This window comes from Mycobacterium sp. 852002-53434_SCH5985345, assembly GCF_001667155.1.
In the GTDB taxonomy this organism is placed as follows: Bacteria; Actinomycetota; Actinomycetes; order Mycobacteriales; family Mycobacteriaceae; genus Mycobacterium.
This window is the reverse complement of the sequence record NZ_LZIE01000046.1, coordinates 53,694-77,323: the sequence shown is the minus strand read 5'-3', so window position 1 is coordinate 77,323 and position 23,630 is coordinate 53,694. Positions and strand designations below refer to the sequence as shown.

General features: G+C 68.8%; 20 protein-coding genes. 8 read left to right on the top strand and 12 right to left on the bottom strand.

From position 1 onward, the window contains the following. Positions 1–18: 18 nt before the first annotated feature. Complete coding sequence (locus tag A5756_RS10335; protein WP_066951766.1) at positions 19–1,614, bottom strand: NAD(P)/FAD-dependent oxidoreductase; 1,596 nt, start codon at positions 1,612–1,614, stop codon at positions 19–21. Then, positions 1,611–2,060 (bottom strand): SRPBCC domain-containing protein, encoded by a 450-nt coding sequence (locus tag A5756_RS10330; protein WP_066951820.1) that lies wholly within the window; start codon positions 2,058–2,060, stop codon positions 1,611–1,613. The genes A5756_RS10335 and A5756_RS10330 overlap by 4 nt, the downstream gene beginning before the upstream one ends. A gap of 136 nt (positions 2,061–2,196) precedes the next feature. On the opposite strand from A5756_RS10330, the gene A5756_RS10325 reads away from it, so the two are divergent. After that, positions 2,197–2,541, top strand: a complete 345-nt coding sequence (locus tag A5756_RS10325) for an aminopeptidase (RefSeq protein ID WP_066951764.1) — start codon at positions 2,197–2,199, stop codon at positions 2,539–2,541. Positions 2,542–2,549: 8 nt separating this feature from the next. On the opposite strand, the gene A5756_RS10320 is transcribed toward A5756_RS10325, so the two are convergent. Next, the gene (locus A5756_RS10320; RefSeq protein WP_066951762.1) at positions 2,550–4,325 is read right to left on the bottom strand and encodes an SDR family oxidoreductase; all 1,776 of its coding nucleotides are present in this window, start codon (positions 4,323–4,325) and stop codon (positions 2,550–2,552) included. Between the two features lie 197 nt (positions 4,326–4,522). Between A5756_RS10320 and sucB the strand changes: the two genes are divergently transcribed. The 5 genes from sucB (at position 4,523) to A5756_RS10295 (ending at position 9,797) form a co-directional block, all read left to right on the top strand. Next, on the top strand, positions 4,523–6,346 hold the full coding sequence (sucB, locus tag A5756_RS10315) for a 2-oxoglutarate dehydrogenase, E2 component, dihydrolipoamide succinyltransferase (RefSeq protein WP_066951760.1): 1,824 nt from the start codon (positions 4,523–4,525) through the stop codon (positions 6,344–6,346). Between the two features lie 14 nt (positions 6,347–6,360). Continuing rightward, on the top strand, positions 6,361–7,272 hold the full coding sequence (locus A5756_RS10310) for a TIGR01777 family oxidoreductase (protein WP_066951758.1): 912 nt from the start codon (positions 6,361–6,363) through the stop codon (positions 7,270–7,272). A 105-nt stretch (positions 7,273–7,377) separates the two neighbouring features. Further along, positions 7,378–8,076 carry a lipoyl(octanoyl) transferase LipB gene (gene lipB, locus A5756_RS10305; protein WP_066951755.1) on the top strand — a complete coding sequence of 233 codons (699 nt, stop codon included), beginning with the start codon at positions 7,378–7,380 and terminating at the stop codon, positions 8,074–8,076. Next, a complete protein-coding gene (gene lipA, locus A5756_RS10300) occupies positions 8,073–8,996 on the top strand; it encodes a lipoyl synthase (protein ID WP_066951753.1) in 924 nt (307 codons plus the stop codon). The genes lipB and lipA overlap by 4 nt, the downstream gene beginning before the upstream one ends. Before the next feature lie 48 nt (positions 8,997–9,044). Further along, positions 9,045–9,797 carry a DUF4191 domain-containing protein gene (locus A5756_RS10295; RefSeq protein ID WP_066951750.1) on the top strand — a complete coding sequence of 251 codons (753 nt, stop codon included), beginning with the start codon at positions 9,045–9,047 and terminating at the stop codon, positions 9,795–9,797. Positions 9,798–9,844: 47 nt separating this feature from the next. Here the strand turns inward: A5756_RS10295 and A5756_RS10290 are convergent, their stop codons facing one another. Next, positions 9,845–10,267 (bottom strand): RDD family protein, encoded by a 423-nt coding sequence (locus A5756_RS10290; RefSeq protein ID WP_066951748.1) that lies wholly within the window; start codon positions 10,265–10,267, stop codon positions 9,845–9,847. Positions 10,268–10,511: 244 nt separating this feature from the next. On the opposite strand from A5756_RS10290, the gene glnA reads away from it, so the two are divergent. Beyond that, positions 10,512–11,948, top strand: a complete 1,437-nt coding sequence (glnA, locus tag A5756_RS10285) for a type I glutamate--ammonia ligase (RefSeq protein WP_066951746.1) — start codon at positions 10,512–10,514, stop codon at positions 11,946–11,948. Positions 11,949–12,111: 163 nt separating this feature from the next. Beyond that, complete coding sequence (locus tag A5756_RS25865; protein WP_156659406.1) at positions 12,112–12,270, top strand: hypothetical protein; 159 nt, start codon at positions 12,112–12,114, stop codon at positions 12,268–12,270. Positions 12,271–12,274: 4 nt separating this feature from the next. Here A5756_RS25865 and A5756_RS10280 read toward each other — a convergent pair whose 3' ends face one another. The 8 genes from A5756_RS10280 to A5756_RS10245 form a co-directional block, all read right to left on the bottom strand. Further along, the gene (locus tag A5756_RS10280) at positions 12,275–12,808 is read right to left on the bottom strand and encodes a GNAT family N-acetyltransferase (RefSeq protein ID WP_066951818.1); all 534 of its coding nucleotides are present in this window, start codon (positions 12,806–12,808) and stop codon (positions 12,275–12,277) included. A gap of 121 nt (positions 12,809–12,929) precedes the next feature. Next, positions 12,930–13,790 (bottom strand): TIGR03619 family F420-dependent LLM class oxidoreductase, encoded by an 861-nt coding sequence (locus A5756_RS10275; RefSeq protein ID WP_066951744.1) that lies wholly within the window; start codon positions 13,788–13,790, stop codon positions 12,930–12,932. After that, the gene (locus A5756_RS10270; protein ID WP_066951742.1) at positions 13,787–14,431 is read right to left on the bottom strand and encodes a PaaI family thioesterase; all 645 of its coding nucleotides are present in this window, start codon (positions 14,429–14,431) and stop codon (positions 13,787–13,789) included. The genes A5756_RS10275 and A5756_RS10270 overlap by 4 nt, the downstream gene beginning before the upstream one ends. After that, positions 14,428–17,412 (bottom strand): bifunctional [glutamine synthetase] adenylyltransferase/[glutamine synthetase]-adenylyl-L-tyrosine phosphorylase, encoded by a 2,985-nt coding sequence (locus A5756_RS10265; RefSeq protein ID WP_066951729.1) that lies wholly within the window; start codon positions 17,410–17,412, stop codon positions 14,428–14,430. The genes A5756_RS10270 and A5756_RS10265 overlap by 4 nt, the downstream gene beginning before the upstream one ends. A 64-nt stretch (positions 17,413–17,476) precedes the next feature. Further along, positions 17,477–18,814, bottom strand: a complete 1,338-nt coding sequence (locus tag A5756_RS10260; protein ID WP_066951717.1) for a glutamine synthetase family protein — start codon at positions 18,812–18,814, stop codon at positions 17,477–17,479. Between the two features lie 91 nt (positions 18,815–18,905). Continuing rightward, the gene (locus A5756_RS10255) at positions 18,906–20,468 is read right to left on the bottom strand and encodes an alpha/beta hydrolase (RefSeq protein WP_156659404.1); all 1,563 of its coding nucleotides are present in this window, start codon (positions 20,466–20,468) and stop codon (positions 18,906–18,908) included. A 99-nt stretch (positions 20,469–20,567) separates the two neighbouring features. Next, positions 20,568–22,124, bottom strand: a complete 1,557-nt coding sequence (locus A5756_RS10250) for an alpha/beta hydrolase (protein ID WP_066951698.1) — start codon at positions 22,122–22,124, stop codon at positions 20,568–20,570. A gap of 56 nt (positions 22,125–22,180) precedes the next feature. Beyond that, on the bottom strand, positions 22,181–23,575 hold the full coding sequence (locus A5756_RS10245; RefSeq protein ID WP_066951696.1) for a wax ester/triacylglycerol synthase family O-acyltransferase: 1,395 nt from the start codon (positions 23,573–23,575) through the stop codon (positions 22,181–22,183). Positions 23,576–23,630: the final 55 nt, after the last annotated feature.

Here is a 23,630-nt window from a genome sequence, read left to right as displayed (position 1 = left end):
ACGTTCGGCGCTAGCGCCTCACTTCGTCAGCAACGAGAAGACGGCCCGCTTCACCTTGCGGCGTGGCCAGCCCGTCACGCCGGCGGCGGCCAACGCGGCGTTGGCCGCGTTGCGCCCGCAGGCGCCGTGCACGGAGCCGCCCGGGGTTGCCGACGCGCTGCCCAGATACAGCCCCTGCACCGGGGTTTCGGCCCGGCCCATGCCGGGCGCCGGGCGAAAGATCAGCATCTGCTGCAATTGCGCTGTGCCACCGTTGAGCGCCCCCATGTGCAGGTTGGCGTCGCTGGCCTCCAGGTCCGACGGCCGCTGCACGAATCGGTCGATGACCGCCGAACCGAAGCCCGGCGCGTGTTCCTCGATGACCCGGTCCATCCCCGCCGCGAGCCGGTCGGCAGACGCGTCGTCGGCGACGTTGCGCGGCAAATGCGTATAGGCCCAGACACTTTCGGTGCCCGCGGGAGACCTGCTCGGATCCGCGGTGGTGGTCTGCCCGAACAACATGAACGGATGCTCGGGCACCACCCGGGTGTTCAGGTCGGCCATCCAGCGGACCAGCCCGTCGCCGTCGGCCCCCAGGTGGACGGTGCCGACGCCGTGCAGGTTCTGGGCGCGCCAGGGAACGGGCCCGGCCAGCGCGTAGTTGACCTTCACCACCGGCGGATCCCACACGAAGTGCTCGAGGTCGCGTAACAGCTTGGGCGGCAGCGCATCCGGGGGAAGCATGTCGTGGAACAGGCGCGGCGCCGTAACGTCGGCGACGATCGCCCGCCGGGCCGCAACGGTGCGCCCCCCGGCCGTCGTCACGCCGACCGCGCGACCGCCCCGCACCTGGATGCGGGAAACGTTCTGGTTGCACTCGATTCGCGCGCCCGCGGAGCGGGCACGGTTGACCAGGGCGGCCGTCAGCTGACCGGAACCCCCGACCGGCACGGGCCAGCCGCCGTCCTGGGCCAGCATCGTCATCAAGAACCCCATGGCGCCGCTGATCGGCGCGTCCGGCGGGACGTCGGCGTGCATCGCGTTGCCCAACAACAATACTCGGGGCGCCTCGCCGGCGAACAGCTCACTCGCCATGGTGTTGGCCGGCTGCACCAGCAGGCGCGCCACCCGAATCGCCTCGGCCGTACCGAGTTTGGCCAGCAGCCGCATCAGCGGGCGCACGGGCGGGAAGGGCGCCAGCATGGCGTCGAGCAGCGGAGTCTTGATCCGCTGCCACAAGTCCACCAGCCGCCACCAATTATCGCCGTCGGCGGGTTCCCGCCGCGCGAATTCCGTTGCCGTGCGGGCAGCGTCGCGATAGACGACGGGCGGGTCGTCATCGGCCGCGCTGCGCGGGTGCCCGACCACCGCCGGCGCGTGCGACCACCGCAGCCCGTGGTCTTCGAGCTGCAGCGCCGCCATCGCCGGCGAGGCCACCGTCATCGGGTAATACGAGCTGAACAGGTCGGTGATGTAGCCGGGCGTCAGCTCCGCGCTGCGGACCGCGCCGCCCGGCTCCGGCTGGGCTTCGAGCACCAGCACATCCCATCCGGCGTCGGCCAGCATCGAGGCGGCAACCAGCCCGTGGTGTCCGGCCCCGATAACGACGGCGTCCGCGGTGTCCCCCACGATCACTTCACCTGGCTCGGCTCCTTGCGCTCCGCCAGAGCCCCCAGTCGCCACAGGCATTCCTTGTTGCGCGGGTAAGCCGCGGCCAGCGCAAGGGAATTGGGCATAGCCCCCATCGGGCCCTCGACCGGCACTTCGATCATCTCCACCCGGCAGCCCGTCGGGGTCTCGTGCAGCAGCATTGTTATCCGCGCGGCGCCGAGCGGCCCGAGGCGGGCGCAGAGCACCAGCTTGTGCGGCGGTTCGCACTCTTCGACCACCGTCGCGTCGTTGATCACCAGCGGCCAGATCCCGATCGAGTGCCTGATCGATGAGCCGGGCTCCGGCCAGTTCGGATCGACGGCCCGCATGCGGCTGTTGCCCACCACCCACTGGGTGTAGGTCCACCCTTGGGCCAGCACTTCCCACACCCGCTCGCAAGGCGCGGCTACGTCCCGCGTCGCACTCAGCACCACAACCATTCCCCTTTCGGCTACCGCGGCGGAATACCCACGTAGCGGCCGTCGTACCGGCCAAATTCGGGTTTACCGGGCCCCAGCAGTGGTTAATCTCCTAGCGGTCGAAATCCGGACGGCGAAAGGTGAGATCGTGACGGTGCGACGATTGATTCTCGGTGTGGGCGCGGTACTTTTGCTGGCCGGTGTGATCGGGCTGTTGGCGCCGGTGTCGATTTCCGACGGCAACGGCCATTCGATCGGGTGCGGGAACGCCGTTGCGACGGACCTGTCCGCGGCCCGAAGCGCGAACAACAACAGCGTGGCGAACATCCCGATCCTCAACCAGGTTGTTCCGCACACCGACTACGTGGCGCAGTGCCAGTCGTCGGTGGGCGGCCGGCGCATGTGGTCCATTCCGCTGGCCGTCATCGGGCTGCTCGCGATCGGCGGGGTGTTGCTGACGGGCCGTCAGGGCGCGGCGCGGGCGGGCACCTAAACCGCGAGTCAGATCACCCGCATCCGCGCGAAGTTACGCAAGCCCTGCGGCGCGACGCGCGAAAGACCGTACAGCGCATAGGCTTCCGGAGCCACGGGGCGAATCGGTTTCTTCTTCTTGACCGACGACAGGATCGCGTTGGCGACCTTGTCGGGGCCGTAATGCCGCAGCGCGAACATCTTGCCGAGCTGGCCGCGCCGGCCGTCGACCTGTTCGCCCTTTCCGGCGGGCGCGTCGAACCGGGTGGTGTTGATGATGTTGGTGTCGATGACGCCCGGGCAGATGGTGGTCAGCCCCACGTCCGCGGCGTCGAGTTCGGCGCGCAGGCAATCGGAGAACATGTAGGTCGCCGCCTTCGAGGTGCAGTAGGCGTTCAGCGACTGCAACGGCGCGTAGGCGGCCATTGATGACACGTTGACGATGTACCCGCCGGTGCCACGCTCGACCAGCCGCCGCGCGAACGACCGGCACCCGTTGACCACGCCGCCCAGGTTGACGTCGAGCACCCGGTCGAACTGCTCCGCCGGGGTGTCCAGGAATCCCCCGGCCTGGCCGATGCCGGCGTTGTTGACCACGATGTCGGGCACGCCGTGTTCGGCGCTCACCCGCTCGGCGAACGCCTCCACGGCCGCCGCGTCGGACACGTCCAAGACGTAGGCGTGCGCGACGCCACCGCGGGTGGCGATCTCGGCGGCCGTGGCCTTGACGGCCGCTTCGTCGATGTCGCTGATGACCAGCTCGGCGCCCTCCCGCGCGAACGCGAACGCCGTCTCGCGGCCGATTCCGCTGCCGGCGCCGGTGACCGACACCAGGGTGTCGCCGAAGGATCCGCGCGGCCGCCCGACCTGCGCGCGCAGCAGCGCGCGGCTGGGCGGTTTGCCCTCGGCCAGATCGGCGAACTCGCGCACCGCCGCGGCCATCACCTGCGGGTGAGACATCGGCGAGAAGTGGCCGGCCTTGATGTCGCGCCGCCACAGCCGCGGCACGAAGCGGGGCGTGTGGTCGTAGCCGTACGGCCGCACGTACTTGTCCTTGGTGTTGACGATCAGCTGCACCGGCACGTCGACGATTTCGACGCCCTGCCCGCTGCCGGAGAACGAGCGAAAGTAGTTGGCGGGATAGGTTTTTACCGACCGGGCGGCGTCGCGGGCCAGGTCGGGCGAGTGGTGGATCTTTTCGACCGAGATGTTGTCCACCGCGTTGCGCCGAAGCGCCGGGATCGACAGCGTCAGCCGGAGGAACAGCGGCGCGAGCACCGGGATCGAGAAGAAGATCATGTAGGTCAGCCGCAGCGCCTGGCTGATCGCCCGGACGAAGGTGCGCGGGCGCCAGGGCGACCGCAACCCGCTGAAGATGTAGTCGACCAGTTGGTCCTGGCTGGGCCCGGACACCGACGTGAACGTGGCGACCCGGTCACCGGCACCGGGCCGCTTGAGGTAGTGCCACACGCCCACCGAGCCCCAGTCGTGGGCGAGCACGTGCACGGGCCGGCCAGGGCTGAGCTCGCCGGTCACCGCGGCGAAGTCGTCGGCGAACCGGTCCATGCGGTATGCGGACACCGGCTTGGGCGCCGAGGACTCACCGACGCCACGGTTGTCGTACCGCAGGATGCGGAACCGGTCGGCCAGCAGCGGCACGACCCCGTCCCAGAGCACATGCGAGTCGGGGAAGCCGTGCACCAGCACGACGGTGGGCCCCTCGGGATTGCCCTCTTCGTAGACAGCGATTCGCGCGCCGTCGGCGCTGTCGACGAAATGCTGGGTTAGCTGTTGTGTTGCCGGCATCTCCGACCTCCCCGCTTCAACTGCAGTGGCCACACCGTAGCAAGGGCGTTCGGGGCGTTCCGGCAGCCGCGCGCGGTCCGCCCTGGATGTGTGCCGGTGCGGACGCAGTGACAGGATAGTTTTGGATAGTTACTTTCCAGCGGCTAGCGACATGTTCGACCCACCCCGACCCACGAGCGATCGAGGAGTCAAAAACGATGGCCTTCTCCGTCCAGATGCCGGCACTCGGTGAGAGCGTCACCGAAGGGACGGTGACCCGCTGGCTCAAGCAGGAAGGCGACACGGTCGAGCTCGACGAACCCCTCGTCGAGGTGTCCACCGACAAGGTCGACACCGAAATCCCGTCGCCCGCCGCCGGTGTGCTGACCAAGATCGTCGCCCAGGAGGACGACACCGTCGAGGTGGGCGGCGAGCTGGCCGTGATCGGCGACTCGGCGGAGGGTGGTTCGGAGGGCGGCGGTTCCCAGGCGGCCCCCCAGGCGCCCAGCCAGCCGGAGGCGCAGGCCGAATCCGCAGAGCCGGAACCACAGGCCGAATCCGCCCCGCCGGCCCAATCCGAGCCCGAACCCGAAGCCCCGGCCCAGCCGGAGCCCGAGCCTCAGCCCGCCGCGCAGAGCTCCGGCGGCGGCGACGCGACCCCGGTGTTGATGCCGGAACTCGGCGAGTCGGTGGCCGAGGGCACGGTTACCCGCTGGCTGAAAAAGGTCGGCGACTCGGTCCAGGTGGACGATGCGCTGGTCGAGGTGTCGACCGACAAGGTGGACACCGAGATCCCGTCCCCGGTGGCCGGCGTCCTGATCAGCATCACCGCCGAAGAGGACACCACCGTGCCGGTCGGCGGCGAGCTGGCGCGCATCGGCAGCGGTTCGGAAGCCGCTTCCGCTCCCACCCCGCCGCCCGCCCCCAAACCGGAACCCAAGCCCGAGCCGGCACCCGAACCACCCAAGGCCGAGGCGAAGCCCGAACCGCAGCCGGTTTCGCAGCCCGAGCCGGCGCCGAAAGCCCAACCGGCGCAGGCGCAACCGGCGGTCCAGCCCAGTGGCTCGAGTCCGAACGGCGCGCCGTACGTGACCCCGCTGGTGCGCAAACTGGCCACCGAGCACAACATCGACCTCGGCGAGATCACCGGCACCGGCGTCGGCGGCCGCATCCGCAAGCAAGACGTGCTCGCCGCGGCGGAAAAGAAACAACAGGCCCAGAAGGCGCCCGCGCCGGCGCAGGCACCCGCCACCGCGCCGGCCGCGGACGGCAAGGCGGCTCCGGCGGCTGCCCCCTCCCCTGCGCCGGCGCTGGCGCACCTGCGTGGCACCACGCAGAAGGCCAGCCGGATCCGACAGCTCACGGCGAACAAAACTCGGGAATCGCTGCAGGCCACGGCGCAGCTCACCCAGACCCACGAGGTCGACATGACCAGGATCGTTGGGTTGCGGGCCAGGGCGAAATCCGCGTTCGCCGAACGCGAAGGGGTGAACCTGACGTTCCTGCCGTTCATCGCCAGGGCGGTGATCGACGCGTTGAAGGTCCACCCGAACATCAACGCGAGCTACAACGAGCAGACCAAGGAGATCACCTACTACGACGCCGAGCATCTCGGCTTCGCCGTCGACACCGAACAGGGCCTGCTCTCCCCCGTCATCCACAACGCCGGCGACCTCTCGCTGGCCGGACTGGCCCGGGCCATCGCCGACATCGCGGCGCGCGCCCGCTCGGGTGACCTCAAACCCGACGAACTGTCCGGCGGGACCTTCACCATCACCAACATCGGCAGTCAGGGCGCGTTGTTCGACACCCCCATCCTGGTTCCGCCGCAGGCCGCCATGCTGGGCACCGGGGCCATCGTGAAGCGGCCCCGGGTGATCGTCGACGAATTCGGCAACGAGTCCATCGGCGTCCGCTCCATCTGCTATCTCCCGCTCACCTATGACCATCGGCTCATCGACGGCGCCGATGCCGGACGCTTCCTCACCACGATCAAGAACCGGCTCGAAGAGGGAGCGTTCGAGGCCGACTTGGGTCTTTAGGGGGCGGGCGAAGGGTGGTCAAGCTCGTCATCGCGATAGCGGGTTCGTCCGGACTGATCGGATCCGCTCTCACCGCGGCGCTGCGTGCGGCCGACCACCGGGTGTTGCGCATCGTGAGGCGGGCGCCGTCGAATTCCGATGAATTGCACTGGAATCCCGAGAGCGGCGAGATCGACGTCGACGCGATCAGCGACGTCGATGCCGTCGTCAACCTATGCGGTGTCAACGTCGGCCAGCGTCGCTGGTCGGGCGCCTTCAAGCAGGGCCTGCGGGACAGCCGCATCGCTCCCACCGAAGTCTTGGCGCATGCCGTCGCCGAGGCCGGGGTGGGAACGCTGGTCAACGCCAGCGCCGTGGGCTACTACGGGAACACCAAGGACCGCGTGGTCGACGAAAACGACCGGGCGGGAAAGGGTTTCCTGGCCCAGCTATGCGAAGACTGGGAGGCCGCCACGCTGCCGGCGCAATACGGTGGCGCAAGGGTGGTGCTCGCCCGCACCGGGCTGGTGTTCTCGCCCGCGGGCGGCGCGTTGGGGCGGTTGCGGCCGTTGTTCCGGACCGGCCTCGGGGCCCGGTTGGGCAGCGGCCGTCAATACATGTCCTGGATCACCCTGGAGGACGAGGTGCGGGCGCTGCTGTTCGCGATCTCCAACACCGCGCTGTCCGGCCCGGTCAACATGACCGGGCCCGCGCCGGTGACCAATGCCGAGTTCACCACCGCGTTCGGTCGGGCGGTCAACCGGCCGACGCCGCTGATGATGCCCGGTTTCGCGGTGCGCGCCGCGCTCGGTGAGTTCGCCGACGAGGGCGTGCTGATCGGCCAGCGTGCCATTCCGTCCGCGCTGGAGCGGGCCGGTTTCCAGTTCCACCACAACACGATTGGCGAGGCCCTCGGCTACGCCACCGCGCGGCGCGACCAGGACTAGCCACTACGCCGGCGAGTCTCACGCAGGCGTGGCCGACGCCGCCCAACGTCACGCCAGCGTGACACCGCGTCGCGGGGTGGTTGTCCGGCGAGTACCGTCGCGAACGTGATCGATTCCATCCGGTCCAGCCCGGCCGCGATCGACGTTCGCCAGCTCGGAACTGTCGACTACCGCACCGCCTGGCAGCTGCAGCGCGAGCTGGCCGACGCCAGGGTCGCCGGCGGCAGCGACACCCTATTGCTGCTGGAGCACCCACCCGTCTACACCGCGGGGCGGCGCACCGAGCCGCACGAACGGCCGGTCAACGGCACCCCCGTCGTCGACACCGACCGCGGCGGCAAGATCACCTGGCACGGCCCGGGGCAACTGGTCGGGTATCCGATCATCGGCCTAGCTGAACCGCTCGACGTGGTGAATTACGTGCGGCGCCTCGAGGAGGCGTTGATCAAGGTGTGCGGCGATCTGGGCTTGGAGACCGGTCGGGTGCATGGCCGCTCCGGGGTCTGGGTGCCCGGCGGCGCCGGCCGGCCCGACCGCAAGGTGGCAGCCATCGGCGTCCGGGTGTCGCGCGCGACCACCCTGCACGGGTTCGCGCTCAACTGCGACTGCGACCTCGGCGCGTTCGGCACGATCGTGCCCTGTGGCATCAGCGACGCCGGCGTGACGTCGTTGGCCGAAGAGCTGGGACGTCCGGTGGTCGTCGACGACGTCCGCGCGGCCGTCGCCGCCGCCGTCTGCGCCGCCCTCGACGGCGCCCTACCGGTCCAAGAACACCCGGGTACGCGCGTAGCATCAGGCATGTGACTGTCGCACCCGAAGGCCGCAAATTGTTGCGCCTCGAGGTCCGCAACGCGCAAACCCCGATCGAACGCAAGCCGCCGTGGATCAAGGTTCGGGCACGGATGGGGCCCGAATACACTCAGTTGAAGGGCCTGGTCCGCCGCGAGGGGCTGCACACGGTCTGCGAAGAGGCCGGCTGCCCCAACATCTTCGAGTGCTGGGAGGACCGGGAAGCCACCTTCCTGATCGGTGGTGACCAGTGCACCCGGCGCTGCGACTTCTGCCAGATCGATACCGGAAAGCCCGCCGCCCTGGACCGCGACGAGCCGAGGCGCGTCGCCGACAGCGTGCGCAGCATGGGACTGCGTTACGCCACCATCACCGGGGTGGCCCGCGACGACCTGCCCGACGGCGGGGCCTGGCTCTACGCCGAGACGGTGCGCGCCATCAAGGAACTCAACCCGTCGACCGGCGTCGAACTGTTGATCCCCGACTTCAACGGTGAGCCCGCCCGGCTGGCCGAGGTGTTCGAATCACGCCCAGAAGTGTTGGCGCACAACGTCGAAACCGTGCCCCGCATCTTCAAGCGGATCCGGCCCGCCTTCACCTACCAGCGCAGCCTCGACGTCATCACCGCGGCGCGCGGCGCCGGGCTGGTCACCAAGAGCAATCTCATCCTCGGGCTGGGCGAAACCGCCGACGAGGTGCGCACCGCCCTGGCCGACCTGCGGGGCGCCGGCTGCGACATCGTCACCATCACCCAGTACCTGCGGCCGTCGACGCGGCACCATCCGGTCGAACGCTGGGTGCATCCCGACGAGTTCGTCGAGTTCGCCCAGCACGCCGAGGGGCTGGGCTTCGCCGGGGTGCTGGCCGGCCCGCTGGTGCGGTCGTCCTACCGGGCGGGCCGGCTCTACGAGCAAGCCGCGCGCACCCGCAGCTGAACATGTAGCGCCGCGCCAGTCAGCGGCGGCGGTACGTATTCTTTGACTATGGCTAAACCCCGCACCGCCGCTGAGAACAAGGCCGCCCGCGCGCAGGCGCAAGCCGCGCGTAAGGCCGCCGCGAAGGAGCGGCGCGCCCAGCTGTGGCAGGCGTTCAACCTGCAGCGTCAGGAGGACAAGCGGCTGCTGCCCTACATGATCGGCGCCTTCGTGCTGATCGTGGCAATCTCCGTGGCGGTCGGCGTGTGGGCCGGCGGGCTGACGATGTTCACGCTGATCCCGTTCGGCGTGCTGCTGGGCGGGCTGGTCACCTTCATCATCTTCGGCCGCCGCGCCCAGAAGAGCGTCTACAGCAAGGCCGAGGGCCAAACCGGTGCGGCCGCATGGGCTTTGGACAATTTGCGCGGCAAGTGGCGGGTGACGCCGGGGGTGGCCGCGACCGGCCACCTCGACGCGGTGCACCGGGTCATCGGCCGGCCCGGCGTCATCTTGGTCGGGGAAGGGTCGTCGGCCCGGGTCCGGCCGCTGCTGGCCCAGGAGAAGAAGCGCACCGCGCGGCTCATCGGCGACGTGCCGATCTACGACATCATCGTCGGCAACGGGGACGACGAGGTTCCGCTGTCCAAGCTGGAGCGCCACCTCAACCGCCTGCCGGCCAACATCACCGCCAAGCAGATGGACACACTGGAGTCGCGGTTGGCCGCGCTGGGGACGCGGGCCGGCGCCGCCGTCCTGCCGAAGGGGCCGCTCCCCAACGCCGGCAAGATGCGCGGCGTGCAGCGCACCGTGCGCCGCAAGTAGCCCTTAAGTCAGCGGCGATCGCAAGCGCGGCGGGTCGCCGCTAATGGTCAGCGCCGCACGACCGCCGTTGCGGTCAGCCGATCCTGCAGCCCCCGGCCGTCCCAGTCGGTGAACAACGCCGGGACGACAGTTCCCACCAGCACGCCCCGTATCACCGCGCGGCCGATGCCGACCGCCGCCTGCCGGTCGACCGTCACCACCCGCAGGCCCAGCACCAACTGCCCGGGCGTGAAGCCGAACAGCCGCACCGAGACCACGCCGAGCACGAACCAGATGGCCAGCACCGCCGTCGCCAACGTGTGTTCGGAGAAAACACCGAAGCGCAGGGCCAGCGCGGCCAGGCCGTAGGAGATCAGCCAGTCGACCATCAACGCGCCCAGCCGACGGCCCATCGGGGCCAGGGACCCCGGTCCGGTTTCCGGCAGGCCCAGCTTCTCGCCGGGGTATGCGGATCGCGATTCCGACGTCATCGGCCGAAACCCGGGTTCGGCTGCCTGACCTGCACGGCCCGGGCCCGTAAGCGAACGCTGCGCTCGGGGGCCGGAGCAGATACGATCTTGCGATCCATGGCCCCACAATAGAACCCGCCGCCGATGCCGCTCTTTTGTGGATGACATGGGTCGCGTAACGTGCGCGCAACACGGGGTTGACTGGCGGGCAACATCTGCTCCATAGCGTCAGGCCGCGGATCTCACCAAGTAAAGGAGCATTTCTGTGACGGAAACGACGCCCGACGACGTCTTCAAACTCGTCAAGGACGAGAACGTCGAGTATGTCGACGTCCGGTTCTGTGACTTGCCAGGCATCATGCAGCACTTCACGATTCCGGTTTCGTTTTTCGATGAGAGCGTCTTCGAGGACGGCCTGGCCTTCGACGGTTCGTCGATTCGCGGATTCCAGTCCATCCATGAATCCGACATGCTGCTCCTGCCCGACCCCGCGACGGCGCAGATCGACCTGTTCACCGCGCACAAGACGCTGAACCTGAACTTCTTCGTGCACGACCCGTTCACCCTCGAGCCCTACTCGCGCGACCCGCGCAACATCGCCCGCAAGGCGGAGAACTACCTGATCAGCACCGGCGTCGCGGACACCGCGTACTTCGGCGCCGAGGCCGAGTTCTACATCTTCGACTCGGTGAGCTTCGACTCGCGCACCAACGGGTCCTTCTACGAGGTCGACGCGATCTCGGGGTGGTGGAACACCGGCGAGCCGACCGAGAACGACGGCACTCCCAACCGCGGTTACAAGGTCCGCCCCAAGGGTGGGTACTTCCCGGTCGCACCCGTCGACCACTACGTCGACCTGCGCGCCGACATGCTGTCGAATCTGATCAAGGCCGGCTTCAGCCTGGAGAAGGGCCACCACGAGGTGGGCACCGGTGGGCAGGCCGAGATCAACTACAAGTTCAACACGCTGCTGCACGCCGCCGACGACATGCAGTTGTACAAGTACATCGTCAAGAACACGGCATGGCAGAACGGCAAGACCGTCACGTTCATGCCCAAGCCGCTGTTCGGCGACAACGGCTCCGGCATGCACACCCACCAGTCGCTGTGGAAGGACGGCAGCCCGCTGATGTACGACGAGACCGGTTACGCCGGCCTGTCGGACACCGCGCGGCACTACATCGGCGGCCTGTTGCACCACGCCCCGTCGCTGCTGGCCTTCACCAACCCGACCGTCAACTCCTACAAGCGACTGGTCCCGGGTTACGAGGCGCCGATCAACCTGGTCTACAGCCAGCGCAACCGCTCGGCCTGTGTCCGCATCCCGATCACCGGCAGCAACCCGAAGGCCAAGCGGCTCGAGTTCCGTTGCCCCGACTCGTCGGGCAACCCGTACCTAGCGTTCTCGGCGATGCTGATGGCCGGGCTCGACGGCATCAAGAACAAGATCGAACCGCAGGCCCCGGTGGACAAGGACCTGTACGAATTGCCGCCGGAGGAGGCCGCCAACATCCCGCAGGCGCCCACCCAACTGTCCGCGGTGATCGACCGGCTGGAAGAGGACCACGAATACCTCACTGAGGGCGGCGTTTTCACGCCCGACCTGATCGAGACGTGGATCAGCTTCAAGCGCGAGAACGAGATCCTGCCGGTGCAGATCCGGCCGCACCCGTACGAGTTCGCGCTGTACTACGACGTCTAAGTCGACGTCCGTCCGCAGTAGCTCCCAGAAGGGTCCACCCGCTCCGCGATCAGTTCAGCGAGCGGGTGGACCCTTCGCTTTTGTGGCCCATACCGAGCATGTGGCGGAAAGTTCAGATTCGAAGTCTTGCGGCGGCAACGGATTCGGCGTTAGCTTCTGGACCATGACTATCAGCACCGCACAGGTAATGGTTGGGCACGGCCGAGGCCGCATCGGCGGAGGCGCCGGCGGCGGACGGTTCGGTGGCGGAGCCGGCGGCGGCTTCGTCGGTGGCGGTGCCGGCGGCGGCTTCGTCGGTGGCGGTGCCGGCGGCGGCCGCTAACCAATCACACGATCGGGCTGGGCGGCTCGTCGGCGTCGGCCGTGCCGCCCAGGTCGAGTTGCATCCACGCGACGTCGTGCCAGCGGCCGTGTTTCCATTCCACGCGCCGATATAGGCCGGCGTCCTGGAACCCGAACGATCGGTGAAATCCGTTGCTGGCCTCGTTCGGTTGGGTGATGCCGGCGAAGGCTCTCCGATAGCCGCGCTCCGTGAGCCGGCGGAGCAACCGCGTGTACAGCTGTCGGCCGCCGCCGGTGCGGTGATGGTCGAGGTCGACGTAGATGCCGGTCTCGACCGACCATTGGAAGCTGGGCAGGCGCAGTAGCGCGTGGCCGTAGGCGAATCCGATGGCCCGAGCGTCGCGTTCCAGGATGAGCCACTCGTAGGCGTCTCGAATGCGGGCCGCCATCTCGCCGGCGCTCGGGACTTCGATCTCCCAGCTGACCGTCGTTTCCTCGACATACGGGCGATAGATCGCAAGGCATGCCGCGGCATCCTCTGCGGACGCCGGACGCAGCCGGCCCACTTTTCCTGGCATGCCCGGCATCCTTCCAGGCTTGCAAGGGCTTTCGCCGGCAAGCTCGCGAAACATAAACTATGGCGAAGGTCTGCGGCGTGTCTTCGCCGTAGGGTATCTGTCGCGGCCGCGAACCCGAGAACTAGCCGTCGAGCGCCAGGTCCTTGCGAAAGCGCTGCATGCCGTCGATCTTGTCGGCCAACGACGCGTCCGGTCCCGCGTAGAACATCCACGGCATGGTGATGATGCCCGTGATGCCGGCGGCGGCGGCGCGTTGGTAGTCGGCGGTGGTGAAGGCGTCGGTCAGCGGTGTCAGGATGGTGAAATCGTCCATCGACAAACCGTTTTCGGCACGCAACTCCCGCAGCCGGCCCACCGCCTCGATGGCGCGTTCGGTCTTGATCAGATCGCCGATCCAGCCATCGTTGCGCGCGGCACGGCGCAGCGCGATGTCGCTGAGCCCGCCGACGTACACCGGTATCGGCGGCGGCGTCGGCTCCATTTCCAGCCGCGGGTTGCGATAGAACGCGCCCTCGAACTCCGTCCAGCCCGGCCGCCACAGCGCGCGCATCAGGTCGATGATCTCGTCGGTCCGTTTCCCGCGGGCTTCGAACCGCTCGCCCATCAATGCGAATTCCTCGCGGCACCAGCCGACGCCGATGCCGAGCTCGACCCGGCCCGACGCCAAAAGCGCCGCGGTGCCAATCGCTTTGGCGGCCGAATAGGGGTTGCGCATCGCGGGGATGTAGACGGTGTTGACGAACCGCAGGCGCGTGGTGACCTGGGCCAGCGCGCCGATGAGGACCCACGGGTCGGGCCAGTCGGTGAACGGCTGCCAACGCCGTTGCCCGTCCTTGGTGTACGGGTACGGGGTGTCCAGCGTTTCCAGGTTGACGACGTGATCGGGAATCCCGATGCCGTCGTAGCCGAGTTCGTCGGCCGCCTTGGCGAGTTCGATGATCTCCCGGGTGTTCAGGAAGGCACTGCTGACGTAGAACTTCATTCGGCTTCCCGGGCCCACGCCGGCTCGATGAAGACGCCCTCGGCCTCGACGGTGACCCCCGCGGCGTCCGAAATCGTGCCGCGGGCAAAGACTTTGCGGCCCTCCTTGCCGTCGACCCACGCCTCGCAGCGCAGCGGCCCGAGCGGGGTGCCGCGCAGGTACTTCACGGTGATCGTTCCGGTGAAGCGCGCCTTGGACAGCCCCTCGCTGGCCGCCTCGCCGAGCATGTGGTCGAGCACCAGGGCGCTGACGCCACCGTGCACCAGTTTCGGTGGCCCCTCGTAGGCCGAACCGAGGACGAACTCGCTCCAGCAGCGCCCGCCGCCGTCGTGGTGGACGACGATCGGCGGCGCGATCGGGTTGCACACGCCGATCGCGGCGTTGCCCAGCGGCAGCGGGCGGCCGTCGACGCGGTAAGTCACCCCGACCGGCCGGGTCCGTTGCCGCAACGACGCTGTGACGGCCTCGATCGCCGACCGCGCCTGGGCGACGACGTCGTCGTCCACCTCGGTCCGGATGGTGGCGTCGACTAGGTCGCGCACGGCGTCGGCCAACGGGGCGTAGAGCGCTGTCACTCGCTGCGCCTCCGCCGCGTCGAGCACCTCGAATATGGCGTCCAACGCGCCGGCCTCCTGACTCAACCGCCAAACACCTTCCGTACCACCGCTTTCGCCCGCCGCGTCACCCGCAGATAGTTGTCCAGGAACTCCCCGCCCTCGTCGGTCGGCCAGCCCGCGGCCACCGCGACAGCGTTGAGCTGGCGTCCCGGTCCCGGCAGCTGATCGGTCGGCTTGCCGCGCACCAGCACCAGCGCGTTGCGGGCCCGGGTGGCGGTCAGCCACGCCTGCCGCAGCAGATCGACCTCCTCGGCGGGCACCAGGTCGGCCGCGGCGATCGCGTCCAGGCACGCCAGCGTCGAGGTGTTGTGCAGGGCGGGAATCTGGTGCGCGTGCCGCAGCTGCATCAGCTGCACGGTCCATTCGATGTCGGCCAGTCCCCCGCGGCCCAGCTTGGTGTGCGTGTTGGGGTCGGCGCCGCGCGGCAACCGTTCGGACTCGACGCGGGCCTTGATGCGGCGGATCTCCCGCACCGCCTCGGCGGACACCCCGGCGGGCGGGTAGCGCGTCTCGTCGGCCATCAACAAGAACCGCTCACCCAGGTCCGCGTCGCCGGCGACCGCGTGCGCCCGCAGCAGGGCCTGAACCTCCCACGGCTGCGCCCACTGCTGGTAGTAGGCGGCGTAGGAACCCAGCGTGCGCACCAAGGGACCCTGGCGGCCCTCGGGCCGCAGGTTGATGTCGACCTCCAGCGGCGGATCGACGCTGGGCGTGCCCAGCAGCGTGCGAACCTGCTCGGCGACCGTCGTCGACCACCGGATCGCCACCGAGTCCTCGACGCCGGCCGCCGCCTCGCACACGAACATCACGTCGGCATCGGACCCGTAGCCCAGCTCCATGCCGCCCAGCCTGCCCATACCGATCACCGCGATAACCGCCGGCGCCTTGCCGTCCTTGGGGAGGTTGGCACGCATGATCGCGTCCAGCGCGGCCTGCAGCACGGCCACCCACACCGAGGTAAGCCCCCGGCACACCTCGGTGACCTCGAGGAAGCCGAGCAGATCGGCCGAGCCGATGCGGGCCAGTTCGCGGCGGCGCAGCGTGCGGGCGGCCGCGATCGCGCGCACCGCGTCGGGGTGTCGGCTGGCCGAGGCGACCAGCGCCCTGGCCACCGCGGCGGGATCCGTTTCGAGCAGCTTGGGGCCGGCCACGCCGTCGCTGTAGTCCTCGATCACCCGGGGCGCGCGCATCAACAGGTCCGGCACGTAGGCGGAGGTGCCGAGCACGTGCATGAGCCGCCTGGCGACCGCGGGCTTGTCACGCAGGGTGGCCAGGTACCAGTTCTCGGCGGCGAGCGCCTCGGACAGGCGGCGGTAGGCCAGCAGCCCGCCGTCGGGGTCGGGGGCGTACGACATCCAGTTCAGCAGTCGGGGCAGCAACACCGACTGGACGCGACCGCGCCGGCCGCTCTGGTTTACCAGCGCCGACATGTGCTTCAACGCCGTCTGCGGTCCCTCGTAGCCGAGCGCGGCGAGCTGCCGTTCGGCGGCCTCCGACGTCATGCCGTGCCCGATCTCCAGGCCGGTCGGGCCGATCGATTCCAGCAGCGGCTGGTAGAAGAGCTTGGCGTGCAGCTGCGAAACCCGCAGGTTCTGGTGCCGCAGCTCCTCGCGCAGCACGCCCGCGGCGTCGTGCCGTCCGTCGGGCCGGATATGCGCGGCGCGGGCCAGCCAGCGCACCGCCTCCTCGTCCTCGGCCTCGGGCAGCAGGTGGGTGCGTTTGAGCCGCTGCAGCTGCAGGCGGTGCTCGAGGAGCCGGAGGAATTCGTAGGAGGCGGTCAGGTTCGCTGCGTCCTCGCGGCCGATGTAGCCGCCCTGACCCAACGCGTCGAGCGCGGCCACCGTGGACGCGACGTGCAGCGACTCGTCGCTGCGGCCGTGCACCAGCTGCAGCAGCTGCACCGCGAACTCAACGTCCCGCAGGCCGCCGCTGCCGAGTTTGATCTCACGCCCACGCACGTCGGCGGGCACCAGCTGCTCGACCCGACGGCGCATGGCCTGCACCTCACCGACGAAGTCCTCGCGCTCGCAGGCGACCCACACCATCGGCATCAACGCGGTCAGGTAGCGCTCGGCGAGCTCCTGATCGCCCACGGCCGCGCGGGCTTTCAACAGCGCCTGGAATTCCCAGGTCTTCGCCCAGCGCTGGTAATAGGCGATGTGCGATTCGACGGTGCGGACCAGCTCGCCGCTGCGGCCCGCCGGCCGCCGCCCGGCATCGACCTGGAAGAAGGCCTCCGATGCGATCCGCATCATCTCGCCGGCCAGCCGGGTGGTGAGCGCGTCGGCGCGCTCACCGACGAAAATGACGTCGACGTCGCTGACGTAGTTCAGTTCGCGGGCACCGCATTTGCCCATCGCGATGACGGCCAGCCGTGGGGCCGGGCGGTCGCCGCACACGCCGGCCTCGGCGGCCCGAAGCGCGGCGGCCAGCGCGGCGTCCGCCAAGTCCGACAGCTGGGCACCCACCACGGTGAACGGCAGCACCGGCTCGTCTTCCACCGTCGCGGCCAGGTCGAGCGCGGCCAGCACCAGCAGCTGGTCGCGGTACAGCGTCTGCAGGCGCGTCACAACCGAACCCGGCGCATCCGACGCCCGGTCGACACACTCGGTGAACGCCGCCCGCAGCTCGTCGCGCGTGGACAGTTTGGCCTTGCCCCGCAACAGTTTCCATGACTCGGGATGCACGACCAGGTGGTCCCCGAGGGCCAGCGACGCGCCGAGCACCGCGAACAGCCGCCCGCGCAAGGGCCGTTCGGCGAGCAGCGCGGCGTTGAGCTCGTCCCAGTCGGTGTCGGGATTCTCCGCCAGCCGGATCAGGGCGCGCAGCGCGGCGTCGGGGTCGGGCGCGCGCGACAGTGCCCACAGCAGGTCGACGTGGGCCTGGTCGTCGTGGTCGTACCAACCCAGCTGCGCCAGGCGATCGCCCGCGGAAGGATCGACCAGGCCAAGCCGGCCCACGCTGGGCAGCCGGGGGCGCTGCGTCGCGGGTTTGGTCACGCCCACGACGGTATCGCAACCGCCCTGCGTTGCAGGGTTAAGGCGGACGCCCTGTTAACGGTGACGCGGGCTACAGCGACAGATAGGTGCTCAGCTCGTACTGCGTGACATGGCTGCGGTAGTTCGCCCACTCCGTCCGCTTGTTGCGCAGGAAGAAGTCAAAAACGTGCTCTCCCAAAGTTTCCGCGACCAGCTCGGAGGACTCCATGGCGCGCAGCGCGCTGTCCAGGCTGGTCGGCAGCTCGCGGTAGCCCATCGCGATCCGCTCCTCGGGCGTCAGGTCCCACACGTTGTCCTCGGCCTGCGGCCCCAGCACGTAGCCCTTCTCCACCCCGCGCAGTCCGGCGGCCAGCAGCACGGCGAACGTCAGGTACGGGTTGCAGGCCGAGTCGGGACTGCGCACCTCGATGCGGCGCGACGACGTCTTGTGCGGGGTGTACATCGGCACCCGCACCAGCGCCGACCGGTTGGCCGCCCCCCACGACGCCGCAGTGGGCGCCTCACCACCCTGCACCAGCCGCTTGTAGGAGTTGACCCATTGGTTGGTGACCGCGCTGATCTCGGAGGCGTGCTCGAGGATGCCGGCGATGAAGGACTTGCCCACGTCGGAGAGCTGCAGCGGGTCGTCGGGGCTGTGGAAGGCGTTGACGTCACCCTCGAACAGGCTCATGTGGGTGTGCATCGCCGAGCCGGGGTGCTGCCCGAACGGCTTGGGCATGAAGGACGCCCGGGCGCCGTTCTCGATCGCGACCTCCTTGATGACGTAGCGGAACGTCATCACGTTGTCGGCCATCGACAGCGCGTCGGCGAATCGCAGGTCGATCTCCTGCTGGCCGGGCGCGCCTTCGTGGTGGCTGAACTCCACCGAGATGCCCATGAATTCCAGCGACTCGATCGCGTGGCGGCGGAAGTTCGAGGCGGAGTCGTGCACCGCCTGGTCGAAGTAGCCGGCGTTGTCGACCGGGACGGGCACCGACCCGTCGTCCGGGCCCGGCTTGAGCAGGAAGAACTCGATCTCGGGGTGGACGTAGCAGGAGAATCCGAGGTCGTTGGCCTTCTGTAGCTGGCGGCGCAGCACGTGCCGCGGGTCGGCCCAGGACGGCGAGCCGTCCGGCATGGTGATGTCGCAGAACATCCGCGCCGAGTGGTGGTGGCCGCCGGAAGCCCACGGCAGCACCTGGAAGGTCGACGGGTCCGGATTGGCCACGGTGTCGGATTCGGAGACCCGCGAGAAGCCCTCGATCGAGGAGCCGTCGAAGCCGATCCCCTCCTCGAAGGCGCCTTCGAGTTCGGCCGGGGCGATGGCAACCGACTTGAGGAAACCGAGCACATCGGTGAACCACAGCCGAACAAAGCGGATATCCCGTTCCTCCAGGGTGCGGAGGACGAATTCCTTCTGGCGATCCATAACCGAAACAGTAGGCAACAGCTGTTAATTCTGTGTTACCGACGCGCGATCACAACAATTGCGAACATTGCAAACAGGCTGCTCAGTGCGGTCACGACTTGCAGCGGTAGGACGCGGGCGGCAACGTGCCCGCGACGAGATAACGCGTGACCGCTGCGTCCACACACTGATCGCCGTTGAACACCGCGGTGTGCTGCGTGCCGTCGTAGGTGATCAACGGGCCGCCCAACTGGCGCGCCAGGTTCACCCCGGCCTGATATGGGGTGGCCGGGTCGTGCGTGGTGGAGACCACGACGACCTTGCCCGACGCCGCGGGCGACGCGGCGTGCGGCGTCGATGTCGCCGGGACCGGCCACAGCGCGCACAGATCGCGAGGCGCGTTGCCGGTGAACGGCCCGTAGCTGAGGAAGGGGGCGGCCTGGCGGATGCGCTGATCGGCGGAAACCCAGCTCGCCGAATCCCGCGGGGTGGGCGCGTCGACGCACCGGATCGCGTTGAAGGCGTCCTGATCGTTGGTGTAGTGCCCGCTGCGGTCCCGGCCCTCGTAGTCGTCGGCGAGCAGCAACAGGTCGCCCGCGTCGGTGCCGCGCTGCAGCCCGAGCAGGCCGCTGGTCAGGTACTTCCAGTGCGCCGGGGTGTAAAGCGCGTTGATGGTGCCGGTGGTGGCGTCGGCGTAGCTCAGGCCGCGCGGGTCCGACGTGCGGCCTGGCTTGGCGACCAACGGGTCGACCAGCGCGTGGTAACGGTTGATGAATTGGGTGGGGTCGGTGCCCAACGGGCAGCCCGCCGAGCGGGCGCAGTCGGCGGCGTAGTCGTTGAAAGCGGTTTGGAATCCCGCCATCTGCTGAACGTTTTCGTCGACCGGTCCGACGGTCGGGTCGATCGCGCCGTCGAGCACCATCGTCCGGACGTGGGCACCGAACTTCTCCAGGTAGGCCGTGCCCAACTCGGTGCCGTAGCTGTAACCGAGGTAGCTGATCTGATCATCGCCGAGCGCCTGACGGACCATGTCCATGTCGCGCGCCACGGACGCGGTGCCGACGTTGGCCAGGAACCCGTTTCCCATCCGGGAAGCGCACTGCTGGGCCAACTGCTGATAGAGCTGTTCGATGTGGGCCACGCCGGCCTGGCTGTAGTCGACCAGCGGCTCGCGCCGGTAGGCGTCGAACTCGGCGTCCGAGCGGCAGCGCAGCGCCGGGGTCGAGTGGCCCACTCCCCGCGGGTCGAAGCCGACCAGGTCGAAGTGCTGCCTGATCGGCGTGCCCTCCAGATCCGGGGCCATTGCGGTCACCATGTCCACGGCGGACCCGCCGGGACCGCCCGGGTTGACCAGCAGCGCGCCGATCCGTTGGCCGGTCGCCGGCACCCGGATCACCGCCAGGTTCGCTTGGCCGGCTCCCGGGTTGTCGTAGTCGACCGGGACGGCGACGGTGGTGCATTGCGCGGTGGGGAGTTCGCTTGTATCCGTGGCGAATTGACCGCAACTCCCCCACGGCTGCGGCGTCGCGACCGCCGGCTTCGGGGCGGGGGTCTGCCCCGCACCGGGTTCCGGGGTGGCGCCGGCCACCGGCAGTCCCACCGCCGATTGCCCGACCAACAGCCCGAATGACAGCAGCGCCGAGCTCAATGATCTCAGGCGCGACATGGCAGTCATCGTGTCAGCCCCGGGTACCCGAAGTGGCGCGAAACGGTTACGCCTTGGTCTCGTCTGGCGGCCGTCCGAGCGTGCGGGCGCGTCAGACCTCCACGCGCACTAGCACTTCGCGCCGCTGGGCGGCGTGGCGCCGCCGACCAGATACGCCGTGACGTAGTTGTCGACGCAACCGTCGCCCTGGAACACCACCGTGTGCTGGGTTCCGTCGTAGGTCAGCAGCGAACTGCGCAGCTGGTTGGCCAGGTCGACGCCGGCCTTGTAAGGGGTCGCCGGATCATGGGTGGTCGACACCACCACGGTCGGCGCCAGGCCGGGCGCGGAGATGGTGTGCGGCTTGCTCGTCGGCGGCACCGGCCAGAACGCGCAGGTGCCCAGCGGGGCGTCACCGGTAAAAGTGCCGTAGCTCATGAACGGCGCGATCTCCCGCGAGCGACGGTCCTCGTCAATCACCTTGGCGCGGTCGGTGATTGGCGGCTGGTCGACGCAGTTGATCGCCACCCGCGCGTCGGTGGCGTTGGTGTAGTGACCGTGCGCGTCGCGACGCATGTACATGTCGGCAAGGGCGAGCAGGGTGTCGCCGCGGTGGTTGACCAGTTCGCCCAGTCCGTCGGTCAGGTGGTGCCACAACGTCGGCGAGTACAGCGCCATGATCGTGCCGACGATGGCGTCGCTATAGCTCAGTCCGCGCGGGTCGTTGGTGGGGACGGGCCTGCCGACCATCGGGTTGTTGGGGTCGACCAACGGGTCGACCAGGCTGTGGTAGACGTCGACGGCCTTGGCCGGGTCGGTCCCCAGCGGGCAGCTGGATTGCTTCGCGCAATCGGTGGCGAAGTCGTTGAACGCGTCCTGAAAACCCTTGGCCTGACGCAGGTCTGCTTCGATGGGGTCGGCGTTGGGGTCGACGGCGCCGTCGAGGATCATCGCCCGCACTTTGTCGGGGTAGGCCTCGGCGTAGGCGGAGCCGATCCGGGTGCCGTAGGAGTAGCCGAGGTAGGTCAGCTTGTCGTCGCCCAGCGCCGCGCGGATCGCGTCCAGGTCTCTGGCCACGTTGACCGTGCCGACGTTGGCCAGAAAGTTCTTGCCCATCTTGCCGACGCAGCGGCCGACGAAGTCCTTGGTTTCGTCCTCGATGTGGGCCACGCCGGCCGGGCTGTAGTCGACGTTCGGCTCCGTGCGCAGCCGGTCGTTGTCGGCGTCGGAATTGCACCAGATGGACGGCCGCGACGACCCCACTCCACGGGGGTCGAAGCCCACCAGATCGAACCGTTCGCGGACGCGTTTCGGCAGCGACTGAACGACACCCAGCGCGGCCTCCATACCTGACTCGCCGGGACCGCCGGGGTTGATCACCAGCGAGCCGATCTTGTCCCCGGTGGCGGGGAAGCGAATCATCGCCAGCGTCGCCACGTCACCGTCGAGGTGGTCGTAGTCGACGGGCACCGCCAGCTTGCCGCACAGCGCTCCGGCGGGAATCTTGACCTTCGGGTTCGCCGTCCGACAGGGTGTCCACTCCACCGCCTGTCCGAGCTTCGGCTCCGCCAGCAGGGCGCGGCCGCCGACGACGCGCACGCAGCCCGCGAGAAGGAGCGCCACGGCCGCGACCGTTGTCGAAACCAGCAGCGTGCGCGCAATCTTGTCGCGGCGAGACAGACCCATGCCAACATATGCTGCCAGAGGAAACCTGAGATCCTCATGAGCGGCACCACCGCCGGCTATCGGGTGGCCGCGAGCAACTCCTCCATCGCCACCGCGAACTCGTCGGCCATCTCCCACAAGTCCGGCAACAGATCGGGGCATGAGAGCAGCCCGACGTCCAACTTGCCCCGCAGCGACATCGCGGTGATGTTGAGTCCCGACCCGTGGAAGATCGGCCCCAGCGGATACATCGCTTTGACCTCGCAGCCCAGCATGTACAGCGGCACCTGCGGACCCGGCACATTGGACACCACCAGGTTGTGCACCGGCATGGTGTCGGTGAACCGCGTCCTGGCATAGAGCCGCATCGCGATACCGAAAACCGCCGGCGCGGCGAACTGTGTCCAATCCTGTAACAGCGACGCGCCGATGGCGGAACTGTGTTCCTTGGCAACCGAATTCGCATGGGCGATGACCTTCAGGCGCTCCACCGGATCCGCGATTTCGGTATGCAGGCTGGAGAACATCGCCGACACCTGGTTGCGGCCGGGCCGGTCGGATTTTCCGTGCACGGAAACCGGCACCGACGCCACCAACGGCGAGTCCGGCAAAGCGTTTCGGTCGGCCAGGTATTGGCGCAGCACAGCGGACACCAATGCCATCACCACGTCGTTGACTTTGACGCCGTCGAATCGATTCTTAACCGCTGTGATGTCGTCGAGATTCAATTCGGCGTACGCGATGTTTCGGCGGTCCGTGATCCGGGCGTTGAATGCGGTGGCCGGCGCGGCGAACGGTCGCGCCATCGCTTGGCCCTCGCGCGCCCGCCGCAGCGTGGCGACCACCGAGGAGACGGTGTCGGGCACCACATTGGCCAGCTGCAGCGGCCGGGCGGCGAATCGGACGAGCCCGCCCGCGGCGATCTGCCACCCACTGGCCCCGCCCACCCCGCGGGCCGGGTCCGGGGGCGGGGCGTCGGGCTCGGTGCCGCAAAGCTGTGACATCAGGTTGGCGCCGGTCACGCCGTCGACTCCGGCGTGATGCACCTTGGTCATCACCGCCAGCCTCCCGTCACGATGGCAATCGGTGCCCGCCACGCCCTCGACAACCCACATCTCCCACAGCGGCCGGCGCCGGTCCAACGGCGACTCCGCGATATGCCCGCAGATCTCGGCGAGCTCGGCGCGGCCACCCGGCGCGGGTAGCGCGATCCGGTGCAGATGACGGTCGAGCTCGAAGTTCTCGTCGTCCACCCAGACCGGATGATCGAGATTCAGCAGGTTGTCGGCCAGCTTCTCGCGGAATTCCGGGATCGCTTTGATGCGCAGTGACAACGCGTCGCGCAGCCGGTCGAAGGTGTAGCCGCCGGGCATCGTCGAGGTGTCCAACTCCATGATCGAGCACACGTGCATGGGCTGCGACGAGGTCTCCAGGTAGAGGAAGCTGGCGTCGAGTCCGCTGAGCCGCTGCATCCGAGCATGGTATGTCTCACATCACAGTGACGGTGCAACCGCGCAGAAGAAATGG

What these genes read in the sequence shown, in the direction of transcription:
- A5756_RS10320 (WP_066951762.1), bottom strand. Translation starts at nt 4,325, where the DNA reads ATGCCGGCAACACAACAGCTAACCCAGCATTTCGTCGACAGCGCCGAC.
- sucB (WP_066951760.1), top strand. Translation starts at nt 4,523, where the DNA reads ATGGCCTTCTCCGTCCAGATGCCGGCACTCGGTGAGAGCGTCACCGAA.
- A5756_RS10295 (WP_066951750.1), top strand. Translation starts at nt 9,045, where the DNA reads ATGGCTAAACCCCGCACCGCCGCTGAGAACAAGGCCGCCCGCGCGCAG.
- A5756_RS10290 (WP_066951748.1), bottom strand. Translation starts at nt 10,267, where the DNA reads ATGACGTCGGAATCGCGATCCGCATACCCCGGCGAGAAGCTGGGCCTG.
- A5756_RS25865 (WP_156659406.1), top strand. Translation starts at nt 12,112, where the DNA reads ATGACTATCAGCACCGCACAGGTAATGGTTGGGCACGGCCGAGGCCGC.
- A5756_RS10280 (WP_066951818.1), bottom strand. Translation starts at nt 12,808, where the DNA reads ATGCCAGGAAAAGTGGGCCGGCTGCGTCCGGCGTCCGCAGAGGATGCC.
- A5756_RS10275 (WP_066951744.1), bottom strand. Translation starts at nt 13,790, where the DNA reads ATGAAGTTCTACGTCAGCAGTGCCTTCCTGAACACCCGGGAGATCATC.
- A5756_RS10260 (WP_066951717.1), bottom strand. Translation starts at nt 18,814, where the DNA reads ATGGATCGCCAGAAGGAATTCGTCCTCCGCACCCTGGAGGAACGGGAT.
- A5756_RS10255 (WP_156659404.1), bottom strand. Translation starts at nt 20,468, where the DNA reads ATGACTGCCATGTCGCGCCTGAGATCATTGAGCTCGGCGCTGCTGTCA.
- A5756_RS10250 (WP_066951698.1), bottom strand. Translation starts at nt 22,124, where the DNA reads ATGGGTCTGTCTCGCCGCGACAAGATTGCGCGCACGCTGCTGGTTTCG.
- A5756_RS10245 (WP_066951696.1), bottom strand. Translation starts at nt 23,575, where the DNA reads ATGCAGCGGCTCAGCGGACTCGACGCCAGCTTCCTCTACCTGGAGACC.